This window comes from Phenylobacterium aquaticum (genome assembly GCF_947378715.1).
GTDB lineage: Bacteria > Pseudomonadota > Alphaproteobacteria > Caulobacterales > Caulobacteraceae > Phenylobacterium > Phenylobacterium aquaticum_A.
Window position 1 is genome coordinate 1 of sequence record NZ_CANCLE010000124.1, and the last position, 12,251, is coordinate 12,251.

At 69.0% G+C, this 12,251-nt stretch carries 12 protein-coding genes and 1 pseudogene; 8 read left to right on the top strand and 5 right to left on the bottom strand.

What is annotated here, in order from left to right:
- Together Q7P21_RS14985 and Q7P21_RS14990 are read left to right on the top strand one after the other, a co-directional pair.
- Positions 1-477: pseudogene (locus tag Q7P21_RS14985) on the top strand (SAM-dependent methyltransferase); the annotation flags it as partial.
- A gap of 285 nt (positions 478-762) precedes the next feature.
- Positions 763-2,931: an acylase gene (locus Q7P21_RS14990; protein WP_304177694.1), complete on the top strand. Its 2,169-nt coding sequence runs from the start codon at positions 763-765 to the stop codon at positions 2,929-2,931.
- Between the two features lie 142 nt (positions 2,932-3,073).
- Here the strand turns inward: Q7P21_RS14990 and Q7P21_RS14995 are convergent, their stop codons facing one another.
- Complete coding sequence (locus Q7P21_RS14995) at positions 3,074-3,832, bottom strand: glutathione S-transferase family protein (RefSeq protein ID WP_304170636.1); 759 nt, start codon at positions 3,830-3,832, stop codon at positions 3,074-3,076.
- A gap of 83 nt (positions 3,833-3,915) precedes the next feature.
- Here Q7P21_RS14995 and Q7P21_RS15000 point away from each other — a divergent pair, with 83 nt between their 5' ends.
- From Q7P21_RS15000 to Q7P21_RS15025, 6 genes are all read left to right on the top strand, one after another.
- Complete coding sequence (locus Q7P21_RS15000) at positions 3,916-4,635, top strand: YafY family protein (protein WP_304170634.1); 720 nt, start codon at positions 3,916-3,918, stop codon at positions 4,633-4,635.
- A gap of 122 nt (positions 4,636-4,757) precedes the next feature.
- Positions 4,758-6,287, top strand: coding sequence for an NTP transferase domain-containing protein (locus Q7P21_RS15005; RefSeq protein WP_304177696.1), 1,530 nt, complete (start codon positions 4,758-4,760; stop codon positions 6,285-6,287).
- Between the two features lie 11 nt (positions 6,288-6,298).
- A complete protein-coding gene (locus tag Q7P21_RS15010; protein WP_304170629.1) occupies positions 6,299-6,679 on the top strand; it encodes a hypothetical protein in 381 nt (126 codons plus the stop codon).
- Positions 6,680-6,775: 96 nt separating this feature from the next.
- Positions 6,776-7,915, top strand: a complete 1,140-nt coding sequence (locus tag Q7P21_RS15015; RefSeq protein ID WP_304170627.1) for a hypothetical protein — start codon at positions 6,776-6,778, stop codon at positions 7,913-7,915.
- A 31-nt stretch (positions 7,916-7,946) separates the two neighbouring features.
- Complete coding sequence (locus tag Q7P21_RS15020; protein ID WP_304177698.1) at positions 7,947-8,582, top strand: flavin reductase family protein; 636 nt, start codon at positions 7,947-7,949, stop codon at positions 8,580-8,582.
- A 90-nt stretch (positions 8,583-8,672) separates the two neighbouring features.
- Positions 8,673-9,188: a DUF1993 family protein gene (locus Q7P21_RS15025; protein ID WP_304170625.1), complete on the top strand. Its 516-nt coding sequence runs from the start codon at positions 8,673-8,675 to the stop codon at positions 9,186-9,188.
- Positions 9,189-9,485: 297 nt separating this feature from the next.
- On the opposite strand, the gene Q7P21_RS15030 is transcribed toward Q7P21_RS15025, so the two are convergent.
- From Q7P21_RS15030 to Q7P21_RS15045, 4 genes are all read right to left on the bottom strand, one after another.
- Positions 9,486-10,766, bottom strand: coding sequence for a DsbA family protein (locus tag Q7P21_RS15030; RefSeq protein WP_304177700.1), 1,281 nt, complete (start codon positions 10,764-10,766; stop codon positions 9,486-9,488).
- Between the two features lie 55 nt (positions 10,767-10,821).
- On the bottom strand, positions 10,822-11,691 hold the full coding sequence (locus tag Q7P21_RS15035) for a kinase (RefSeq protein ID WP_304177702.1): 870 nt from the start codon (positions 11,689-11,691) through the stop codon (positions 10,822-10,824).
- A 9-nt stretch (positions 11,692-11,700) separates the two neighbouring features.
- Entirely contained in the window at positions 11,701-11,961 is a 261-nt protein-coding gene (locus tag Q7P21_RS15040; RefSeq protein ID WP_304177704.1) for a Flp family type IVb pilin, read from the bottom strand.
- Positions 11,877-12,251 (bottom strand): (deoxy)nucleoside triphosphate pyrophosphohydrolase (locus tag Q7P21_RS15045; RefSeq protein ID WP_304177706.1); only part of this gene is annotated, 375 nt, incomplete at its 5' end. The genes Q7P21_RS15045 and Q7P21_RS15040, both read right to left, overlap by 85 nt.

The window sequence follows — 12,251 nt, forward strand, 5'->3', positions numbered from 1 at the left end:
GACGTGATCGGGACCCTGATCCAGATCCGCCGCGCCCTGAAGCCCGACGGCCTGTTCATCGGCGCCCTGTTCGGCGGGGCGACCCTGACCGAACTGCGCCAGTCCCTGATGGCGGCGGAGATGGAACTGACCGGCGGGGCCGGCCCCCGGGTCTCGCCCTTCGCCGATCCCAATGACGCCGCCAGCCTGTTGCAGCGGGCCGGCTTCGCCCTGCCGGTGGCCGATGTCGACCGGGTGACCGTGCGCTACGCCCATCCCCTGAAGCTGATGGCCGACCTGCGGGCCATGGGCGAGACCAGCGTACTGGCCGAACGCCACCCCCGGCCCCTGACCCGCGCGGTCCTGGCCCGCGCCTTCGAGATCTACGCCGAGCGCTTCGCCGAGCCCGACGGCCGCATCCCCGCCACCTTCGAGATCCTGACCCTCACCGGCTGGACCCCCTCCTCCGTCCAGCAGCAGCCGCTGAAACCCGGCTAGGCCAAGATGCGCCTCGCCGACGCGCTGAAGACCGTCGAGCACCCGCTGCCGCGGGAGGAGGACTGACAAAGGCTGCTCCCCCGCTGGGGAAGCTGGCCCGGAGGACCTGAGGGGGCCGACCCGCAGGGGCGGATCAAGCCTCGCAGCCGCAACCGTCTTCTGACGAAGCCGGCCCCCTCCGGCCCCTTCGGGTCCACCTCCCCCAGCGGGGGAGGAGCGCTTGAGACCGTTCCCGCCGACCCCAAAACCCTCTAGGTCTCCCCCCAACGACCGGAGGACCTGATCATGACCGAACCCCAAGCGCCTGAGGCCGCCAAGCCGACGGGCCGGTTCACGCTCTATCTGGTCCGGGGGATCATCGTCCTGATGGGGCTGTTCGTGCTGGTGTCGGTGGGCATGGCCCTCTTGACCCGCGCCGGCGGTCCGACCCAGGACCAGCTCCACGCCATGCTGGCGGCGGCCGACAAATACGATGTCCGCATCAAGCGCGACACCTATGGGGTGCCGCATATCTTCGGCCCCCGCGACGCCGACGTGGCCTTCGGCCTGGGCTTCGCCCACTCCGAGGACGACTTCACCACCATCCAGGAAACGGCGCTGACCTCGCGCGGCCAGCTGGCCGCCGTCACCGGCAAGCATGGCGCGGTCACCGACTATATCGCCCGGCTGCTGCAGGTGCGCGAGACGGTCGACGCCGGCTACGACAAGCTGCCCGCCGACGTGCGCCAGGTGGTCGAGGCCTATGCCGACGGGGTGAACTATTACGCCGCCCTGCACACCGCCCAGGCCGCGCCGGGCATGCTGCCCCTGACCGGCAAGGACGTGGTGGCCGGCTTCGTGTTCAAGACTCCGTTCTTCTACGGGCTGGACGGAACCCTGGCCAAGCTCAACGCGCCCGTCGACGGTCCCAACAAGAAGCTGCCGGTGGGCTCCAACGGCATCGCCATCGCCCCCTCGCGCTCAGCCGACGGGGCGACCCGGCTGCTGGTCAATTCGCACCAGCCCTATACCGGCGTCGTCGCCTGGTACGAGGCGGTGCTGGACAGCGGCGAAGGCTGGCACGTGGCCGGCGGGTTCTTCCCCGGCTCGCCCTTCATGCTGCACGGCCACAACGCCCATCTGGGCTGGGCCAACACCGTCAACAAGCCCGACCTGATCGACGTCTATCGCCTGACGCTCAACCCGGCTGATCCCAACCAATACAGGCTCGACGGCCAGTGGAAGGCCTTCCAGGTCACGGACGCGGCCCTGAAGGTCAAGGTGTTCGGCCCGATCACCATCACCGTCCACAAACCCGTGCTGCGCTCGGACTTCGGCCCGGTGATGAAGACGGCCCGGGGCGCCTTCGCCATCCGCTACGCCGGCATGGGCGAGGTGCGTCAGGTCGAGCAATATTATCGCCTCGACAAGGCCCGCGACCTGGCCGAATGGCGCGCCGCCATGGGGCTGCAGGCCCTGCCCTCGATCAACTACATCTATGCCGATGAGAAGGGGAACATCGGCTATGTCTACAACGCCCAGTTCCCCAACCGGAAAGCCGGCGTCGACTGGTCCGGCGTCCTGCCCGGCGACCGATCCGACCTGATCTGGCAGGGCTACCTGCCCTTCAGCCAGACCCCGCAGATCTGGAATCCCAAGTCCGGCTATGTGTTCAACTCGAACAACACCCCGTTCGAGGCGACCGGGGCGGGCGACAATCTGAAGCCCGCCGCCTTCCCGGCCAGCATGGGCATCCAGACCGACATGACCAACCGGGCCCTGCGGGTCGAGGAGACCTTCGGCGCCGACCCCAAGATCACCGCCGACACATTTGCCGCCTACAAGTTCGACGTCGCCTATTCCAAGCGCTCCAAGGTCGCGGCCCTGATCGCTGAGTTGGTGGCGCTCGATCCGCAAGGCTATGCCGACTTCGCCCATGCCCAGCAGATCCTGCGGGCCTGGGACCTGAAGGCCGACGTGCATAGTCGTGGCGCGGCGCTCGCCATCCTCACCGCCCAGCCGGTGCTGACCGCCCGGGAGAAGGGCAAGCCGACCGACCCGCGCGCGGCCCTGACCGCTTCGATCAAGACGCTGAAGACCCACTTCAAGCGGATCGATCCGGAGTGGGGCGAGGTGAACCGCATCCGGCGCGGCCACGATGTCGACCTGGCCATAGACGGCGGCCCCGACACCTATCGCGCCGTCTATGGCAAGCCCCAGGAGAACGGGACCCTGACCGCCGTGGCCGGGGACACCTTCATCATGTTCGTGACCTGGGATGCGCACGGCCAGCTGTCGTCCCAGTCCATCCACCAGTTCGGCTCGGCCACCAGCGTGCCGGACTCGCCGCACTATGCCGACCAGACGAAGATGTTCGCGGCCATGAAGCTGAAGCCGGTCTGGTTCACGGCCGACCAGCTGAAGGGCCACATCGAGGAAGACTACAAACCCAAGGATCGCGCGCCGAAGCAGTAGGGACAAAGCCCTCGCCCCACATCGTGGGGAGCGGGTTGGGTGAGGGGCGCGCCGCGAAGCGGTGCGTCTGACTTCGACGCAAAGCAAACCGATGGGCCGCACCCCTCACCCTGCCCTCTCCCCGCAAAGCGGGGCGAGGGTTCTAGGCCGCCACCGCCTCCTCCGCCGCGCCCGCCCACGCGAAGTCGGGGAAGTAGCGGGCCATCATCCGTTCCACATAGGCGACCAGATTGGCGAAGCCTTCGGCGCGGCGGCGCAGGGGCGAGTCGAAGAACGGGGTCAGGGCGGTGGCCAGCACCCCGAAGGCGATGGCGTCGACGCTGGTCGGCGTCTGGCCCATCAGGAACGGCTTGTCGCCCAGCTGGCTGGACAGCGCCCACAGCGAACGGGTCCCCAAGAGCGCGATCTCGTCCGGGGCGTGACGCCCGATCCCGACGGCCTTCAGATTGGTCGCCACCGCATCCTTCAGACCCTGGCGCAGGTCCTCGCGCATCGCCTCCGGCGCCCGGTCGAACCAGTGGGCCGGACCCTTGGCGAAATTGGCCGGGTCCATGAAGCGGAACCAGGCGATGGCCCAGCCCAGCTGGTTCTCGATCATCCGCTCGAAGGCCCAGGCCTGGGCGCGCTCGGCCGGGGTCAGGCCCGCGTCCAGGTCGACGCCATAGCGGGCCTCGATGTGACCGCGAATGAAGGTGGAGTCGGCGACCCGGTCGCCGGCGTCCTCGATATAGGGCAGCTGGCCCTTGGGCGAGGCCTCGCGATCCCCCGGCGCGAACCGGTAGTCGATCCCGGCCATGGCCAGCTGGACCATGGTCTTCATCACATAGGGGCTGGTCTCCGGCAGGCCGAAGCCCGGGCCGACGCCGAACAGGGTGACTTGGGGCTGGCTTTGGGCGGTCATGGGGTCTCTCCGTGTTGACGTTCCCTGCCTATTGCCATCCTGCTGACATCGTGGTGGCAGCAGTGGGGGTGCAGATGAGCGCCATGAGACGCGCCGACAGACTGTTCCAGATCATCCAGATCTTCCGCCGCTCGCGCCGGCCGATCACCGCCGACGCCCTGGCCCTTGAGCTCGAGACCTCCAAGCGCACGGTCTATCGCGACATCGCCGACCTGATGGGCCAGAGGGTGCCGATCCGGGGCGAGGCCGGCATCGGCTATGTGCTGGACGGCGGCTATGACCTGCCGCCCCTGATGCTGACCCCCGACGAGATCGAGGCCGCCGTGCTGGGGGCCCAATGGGTGGCCAGCCGGGGCGACCCGGCGCTGGCCCGCGCCGCCAAGGACCTGATCGCCAAGATCGGCGCCGCCGTGCCCGAGCGCCTGCGGCCCTATGTGCTGGAGCCCGCGTCCGGCACGCCGCCGGCCTGGAACGCCGTGGCCGACGCCATCGACATGGCCCGGGTCCGCGCCCACATCCACGCCGGCCGCAAGATCCGGCTGGCCTATCGCGACGAGACCGGCCAGGCGACCGAGCGCACCATCTGGCCGATCACCATCGGCTATCGCGACACCACCCGCATGCTGGTCGCCTGGTGCGAGCTGCGCGTCGACTTCCGCAGCTTCCGCACCGACCGGGTGGCCGGGGCGGAGTTCCTGGAAGACCGCTACCCTGAACGCCCCGCCGTGCTGCGCGCCAAGTGGCGGCGCACGATCGAGGCCCAGCGCCAGGCCTGGGTCGCCCGCGGCGCCGCCAAGGCCTGACCCGAACATTCGGGTGCGCTGTTTCGCCCTTGGCCGGGCGACGTGGCCGGGACGGCTTTGCCGTGGACCGACCCCCGCGACGTGCGAAACTGCGCCATGCACGTGCTCGCCGGACGATTCGCATGACCGCGCCCAGGCTCCACGTCCTGGTGCAGGCCGGTGGGCGCGGCAGCCGCCTGCGCCACCACACCTGGAACAAGCCCAAGTGCCTGGTCTCGGTCGACGGCAAGCCGATCCTCTACCACCTGTTCGACCGCTTTCCGCAGGCGCGGTTCGTGGTCATCGGCGACTACATGTTCGACCAGCTGGAACGCTATCTGCAGGTCAATCCGCCGGGGGTGGACTACAGCCTGGTGAAGGCCAGCGCGCCCGGCACCCTGGGCGGCGTCGCCGACGCCCTGCAGGAAATCCCCGCCGACGCCCCCGTGGTCATGGCCTGGAGCGACCTGGTGCTGGGCGATCTGCCGCCCTGGCCCCTGACCGAGCTGCCCGTGGTCTGCACCACCGCCGCCTTCACCTGCCGCTGGACCCAGGCCCCCGAAGGCCATCTGCACGAGAAGCCCGGGACCACCGGCGGCATACCGGGCCTGTTCTATTTCCCCAGGGCCTCGGTGCTGCCCCCGCCGCCGCCGTCCGGCGAGTTCGTGCGCTGGTTCGCCCGGGCGGTCCCCGACTTCGTCACCCTCGACTGCCCCGACCTCGAGGAGCTGGGCGACTTCTCGACCATCGAGACCAGCAACGACCGGGCGGGCTTCTCGCGCTATTTCAACCATGTCGAGATGGGCGAGACCCGGGTCACCAAGACGGTGGTCGATCACGCCTTCGACGACGTGCACAGCCGGGAGGTTTCCTGGTACGGCGCGGCCAAGGGCCTGGGCTTTCGCCGGATCCCCAAGGTCTATGGCGAAGGCCCCCTGGTGCTGGAGCGCATCAAGGGTCAGCACGCCTATCAGATGGACGACCTGACGCCCCGGGAACGGCGCGCCGTGCTGGCCGACCATCTGGATTCCCTGATCTCCCTGCACGACCTGGGGCGGACGGCGGCCGACGCCGACGACGTGCGCCAGGTCTATCTGGACAAGACCATCAGCCGGGTGCGCAGCATCTCGGCCATGGTGCCGGGGTTCGAGCGCAAGGCGATGACGGTCAATGGCCGCAAGTGCCGCAATCCCTTCGGCGGCGACCAGGCCGCCCCGCTGGAGGAGCTGATCGACGCCCTTCAGCCGTCGCGCTTCGTGCCGATCCACGGGGACGCCACCTTTTCCAACACCCTGGTCGACGACAAGCTGCGGACCTGGTTCATCGACCCGCGCGGCTATTTCGCCAAGCCCGGCGTGATGGGCGATGAGTGGTACGATTTCGCCAAGGTCTATTACTCGGCGGTGGGGGGCTACGACGCCTTCAACCGGCGCAAGTTCAAGCTGCATGTCGACCATGAGACGGTCGAGGTGCTGATGGAGGATTCGCCCTTCATCCCCGCCGCCCAGGCGATCTTCCCGGAGTATTTCGGGGCCGAGATGGGGCGGATCGAGGTGATCCATGGCCTGATCTGGCTGTCCCTGTCCGGCTACGCCCGCGACGACATCGATTCGGCGATCGCCGCCTTCTATATGGGCCTCTACTGGCTGGAGACCGGGCTGGGCAGGCTCTAGGACCCGCGACCATGACCTCGCCCCCGCTGCGCCTCAGCCCCCTGGCCCATACCTGGATGATCGACCTGGACGGGGTGGTCTTCCCCCATAACGGCCACCTGCGCGGCGACCACAGCCTGCTGCCGGGCGTGCGTGAACTGTGGGCCGCGATCCCGGCCGACGACCGCATCATCCTGATGAGCGCGCGTGGGCTGGAGCATCAGGCGACGACCCTGGCGGTGATGGCCGCCGAGGGGCTGCGGGTCGATCACGCCCTGTTCGGCCTCCCGGCTGGCGAGCGCATCCTGATCAATGACGCCAAGCCCAGCGGCCTCATCACCGCCCACGCCATCAATCTCGCCCGCGACGCCGGCCCGGGCGAGGTGGTCGTCGAGGTCTCGCCCGACCTCTGAGCGCGGCGGCGCGTCCAATAGGCGCGAGGCCAGAATCGAAATAGCCCAGCTGGATCAGACACGGGGTCATTCCGCCCCGGGCCGCCGGGATTGACCGTGAAGTCGCCGCTCCCCAAAAGCATCCGGACGCCGGCCCAGCAGGTGATCCGCATGGTCATCAAGACCGTGCTGTTGAACAAGACCGAGACCGAGCCGCTGCCCTCGCCGCAGACGCCCCGCATCGGGGTCAAGCGCGTGCTGCCGCCCTATCTCGGCGAGATGGGCTATGAGGTGAAATACCACCTGGCCCGGGTCGAACCCTGGCTGCGCAATGGCTGGAAGATCCTGGCGCGACGGCCGGACTTCTACCCGCCCGGAACGGCGCTGGAGGCGCCGGAGTTCTTCGCGGACCTCGACACCATCATGGGCGAGCACCTGATCTTCGGCGCCGGCGCCGGCATCTTCGCCCCGCCGCCGGACCTGGTGGACCTGGAGGTGACGCCGCGCCTGGAAGGCCAGCGGATCGAGGTCACCATGCGGCTGGCCGACCTCAACAAGATCACCCGCGAGGCGGTGGCGGAAATCCGCATGCGCCAGCTGTTCCTGGACTGGCTGGACTATGACGGCCGGCCGCTCACCGACTATGACCGCAACATCTTCGCCTTCTCGGAGACCTGCATCGCGGAGACCGACATCCGCCGGTCCGAGGCGCTGCGGCCCAGCTACCAGCCCTGGGCCTTCGAAAATCCGGCCGAGCGCATGGTCCCCCATGTCGGGGTGCAGATCCGCAATGTGAAGCACCTCAGCCGGCATCGGAACAGCGATCCCGACTGGATGCGCGCGACCGCCGAGGCGATCGGCGCCCACCTCGGCCTGCCGGTCATCGCCTATGGCCGGCCCGACGGCTGCATCATACCCGAGGGCATGCACACCACCTGGCGGGAAGACGACGATGGCCAGGGCCACCTGGCCCGGGAGCTTGGCTATCTGGCGAGTTGCCGGCTGATGCTGTCGCCGGACAGCGGCTGGGCCGACCTGATGGCCTGGCTGAACATTCCGGTGCTGCTGGAGATGCTGCACTTCCCGGTGGCCTTCGAGGAGTTGCGCGACAGCTTCCAGCCCCGTATCGCCCTGCTCGACCGCGAGCTGCCGTTGCTCCCCCAGGTCGATGACTTGCTGGCCTGCACCCACTGCCTGCCCATGACCGACCCCCGCAAGAGCGGCCTGATGAAATCGCTGTTCCCCTGGGAGTATTGAGGCGGGCGCCGCTGCAGCCTAAACCTCGCCCATGGCTGACCCCACCGCGCACGCTTACGAACCCGCCCAGGGCCATGGCCTGAGGCACGATCCGTTCAACGCCATCGTCGGGCCCCGGCCGATCGGCTGGATCTCCTCCCAGAGCGCCGAGGGGGTGGTCAATCTCGCGCCCTACAGCTTCTTCAACGCCTTCAACTACACCCCGCCGATCATCGGCTTCTCGACCATCGGCTGGAAGGACAGCGTCGCCAATATCCAGGCGACCGGCGAGTTCGGCTGGAGCCTGGCGACCCGGCCCCTGGCCGAGCAGATGAACCTGACCTGCGCGCCGGCCCCGCCTCAGATCGACGAGTTCGAGGTGGCCGGCCTGACCAAGGCGGCCTCCAAGCTGATCGCGCCGCCCACGGTGCTGGAAAGCCCGGTCAATTTCGAATGCCGCCTGACCCAGCTGATCCAGCTCCAGGCCGCCGATGGCCGTGCGCTCGACACCTGGCTGATCCTGGGCGAGGTGGTGGCGGTGCGCATCGACCGGGCCTTCATCAAGGACGGGGTCTATGACACCGCCGCCGCCCAGCCGATCCTGCGGGCCGGCCGCATGGGCGATTATTACGAGATCACGCCCCAGACGATGTTCGAGATGCGCCGGCCGCGCTGGCCCGTCGAATAGCAATCTGGGGACGGATCGCGCCCGCCCCATGGCGAGCGGCGCTCATAGACCCTATGTGCCCAGCTCAACCTTTTGAGTTCGGAGCCCGCCTTGTCCTTCTCCCTCTATGACGCCTCGATCCCCCTCTATCTGCAGATGATGCGCAACCTCGACGCCATCCTCGACAAGGCCGCCGCCGACGCCGCGACCAAGGGCGTCGAGATCTCCACCCTGCTGGAGGCCAAGCTCGCCCCCGACATGCATCCCCTGGCCCGCCAGATCCAGATGGTCAGCGACGGCGCCAAGGGCGGCGCCGCCCGCCTCGCCGGCATCGAGGCCCCCAGCATGGCCGACACCGAGACCACCCTGCCGGAACTGAAGGAACGCCTGGCCAAGACCATCGCCTTCGTCGAAGGCGTCAAGCGCGAGCAGGTCGACGGCCGCGAGGGCGCGACCATCGAACTGAAGTTCCCGGGCCGCACCATGACCTTCACGGGCGCCAGCTTCCTGACCACCTTCTCCCTGCCGAACTTCATGTTCCACGTGGTCACCGCCTACGCGATCCTGCGCGCCCAAGGCGCCCCGCTCGGCAAGATGGACTTCCTGGCCGCCGCCCAGATGGCCTAAGCCACTCCCACCGCCTGCTCCCTCTCCCGGCCTGCAGCAGGGGCATTGCATATGGAAATTTGCGAGGGGCCAGGCTCGGCCCGGTTGCTCCCCTCTTGGGGGAGCTCCCGGCCGCATGGCCGGGTGAGGGGGACTTTGATGGTCTTTCTGAGCGGTTCGCAGGTCAGCTGAGAGAGTCAAAGTCCCCCTCAGGCCCTTCGGGCCAGCTCCCCCAAAAGGGGAGCAACCGGGCTGCGGTCACATGCAATTCTCCTGCTCTCTCCCCGAAGGGGGAGAGGGGTTCTCAATTTCATCCCCTTACGGAATATCGTCTTCCAGCATCCGCAGTCGGTCCTGGCCCCAGTGGGCCGGTTGGCCATTGACACGGTAGGAGGGCGCGCCCCAGAGGCCGGCGTCGAACAGCGCCTGGCGGTTCTCCTCCGCCGCCGCCCGCCAGCTGTCATCGGCCAGGCCCGCGCGGAGGTCGTCGTCGGTCAGACCCGCGCGCCGCCCCAGGTCGAACAGCACCGCGTCCTCAGCCGGGTTGCGCCCATGGGCGAAGATCGACTGCAGGGCCAGCTCGCCGAACGCCTCGCCCTTGCCCAGCGCCATGGCCCGCCAGAGCACGGCCATGCAGCGTTCGGTCGGCGCCCCCACCGGCTCGATCATCCGGCCATAGGGCATGGCCGACCGCTCCGCCTCGCGCTTGGTGTCCAGCATGATGTAGCGGGTCTTGGTCGGCGGCACCGGCAGGCCGCGCATGATCATCGGCAGGATGGGCCGCAGGCGAAGCTCTGCCCCGTAGTGGCGGGCCAGGGTCCGCACCCTGGGAAAGGCGATGGAGACATAGGGGCTGCGGAACGAGAACCAGAACTCGATGACCGGCGCAGGGCCCGGCGCCGCGGTCCGGTCGAGGCGCATCGTCAGATAGGGGGCCAGCTTTGGGGCCTCCGGCGTCCGGTCCAAGCCCAGCCCCGCCAGCCGCTCCTCCAGATGGTTCAGCCGGTCGACGCCCCAATACCATTCGCCCTCGAACTGGAACATGCCGCCCAGATAGTGGCCGAGCCTCAGGCGTTCGGCCTCGCCTTGCGCCAGGGCCGCCTGGGCGGCTCCCTCCGGCGCGGCGCCCGTCGGGTCGAGATTGCGCCCGCTCCACAGCTCCGCCCCGACCTGCGGGGCAAGGGCGGCGAAGGCCTCCGGCGAGAGATCGACGGCCAGCCGCCGCGCCGCCAGCATGATGGTCTCGGCCCCGGGCAGGCGCGCGTCGGGTGGAAAGGCCAGGCCGTAGACCTCGGCCAACCGGGCGGCGTCGCGCAGCCCATAGGCGCGCAGGCGCTCGCGCTCCGGCGCTGCGGCATCGTCCGGGGCCGGAACAAGATGGATCTGCAGCGCGATCCGATAGCGGGCCATCAGCGGCGCCAGCATCTGGACGGCCAGCTGGCTGTAGGGATCATCGACCTGGTGGAAGTAACGCACCGTCGGCGCCGACCCGCTCAGCCGCCGGCGCAGACCCTCGACATTGCGGGTCAGGTCCCGACGGAAGCGGCTGGTGATCAGGGCGGAGATCGGTGGCGTCAGCCGGTCGCGCAGCGTGGTCATGCCAAACCTTCCCATGACGATCAGGCGGACATCACATCTATTGGCATCAATAATGTCAATAAGGCGCGATCATCCGGCGCTGAGCGTCCAGCGCGATCGTCACGTCGGCGCGGGCCGGCGCCTCGGCCAGGATGTGGCGGGTGATCCGCTCATAGTGGGCGATGAAGCGGGCGACCTCGACGTCCGACATCGCCCGGCCGGCGCCCGCGCCCTCCCGCGCCAGGCGCTCGCGCAGCTTGCGCTCCTGCTCTTGCCGCCAGCCCAGCACCACCTCGAAGCCCGGCGGACGCAGCAGGACGAACAGGCCGATCCGCGCGAACAGTCGCCGATAGGGTCCGGCCAGGGCGGCGTTGGCGAAGCCGCGCCAGGCGCCGTCCGGGTCCTCGTCCCGCTCCAGGGCGTTGATCGGCCTGGCCAGGGCTTCCGGCGGCTCCGGCGTCGCCCCGACACACCAGCCCTCGAACAGCACCACGTCGACCGGTGCGGCCGCCACCGGCCAGTCCGCCAGGGGCGCCCGATCATCACAGGCCTTGTCGAAGCGCGGCAGGGCGACCTCGCCGCGTCCCTTCAGGGCCTCCAGCACCGCCTCGCCCAGGGCCACGTCATGGGTGCCGGGCACGCCGCGCGTGGCCAGCAGGGGATGAACCTCGGCCGCCAGGACCTGGCGCCCGGCGCGGGTCAGATAGAGATCGTCGATCGACAGCACCGCTGCGGTCAGGCCCCGCGCCCGCAGCATCGCCGCCAGCACGGCGGTCAGGGTCGACTTGCCGCTGGCCTGGGGTCCGCAGATTCCGACCACAAAGCCCGGCCCGAAACGCCGCGCCAGCACGGTCTCCGCGAGCGGCGCGCAGACCGCCCGCGCCATGTCCGCGAAGTCGGCGGGCAGGCGTTCGGTGGCGATGAATCGGGAAAGCCAGTCGTCCATGGCGACAGCCTAGCTGATCGCGGCCTCGATGGTCGCGGCGGCCTTGTTCATCTCGGCGAACAGCTTGGTCTCAAAGGCGCTGAAGATCGCCACGATGCCGAAGGACAAGACCCCGATCAGTATGGCGTATTCGACCATGGTCGCGCCGCGCTCGTCGGCCCAGAAGGCCCTTAGCCAGGACGCCTTCAGATCAAGTCGCGCAGCCAGGCGACCAGGGGGGCGTCGGCCGGCGGCATCGGATAGTCGCCGAGTTTCGAGGGCTTCACCCATGCCAGCGCCGAATGTTCCTTGGCCACGACCACCCCGTCCCACCGACGGCAGAGATAGAGTGGCATCATCAGGTGAAAGGACTCGTAACTGTGGCTGGCGAACACGAAGGGCGCGAGGCAGGCGTTGGACACCGTGATCCCCAGCTCCTCGTCGAGCTCGCGGATCAGGCAGGCCTCCGGCGTCTCGCCCGGCTCCAGCTTGCCGCCCGGAAACTCCCACAGCCCCGCCAGCTGCTTGCCCGGCGGCCGCTGACAGATCAGCACCCGGCCGTCGACATCGATCAGGGCCGC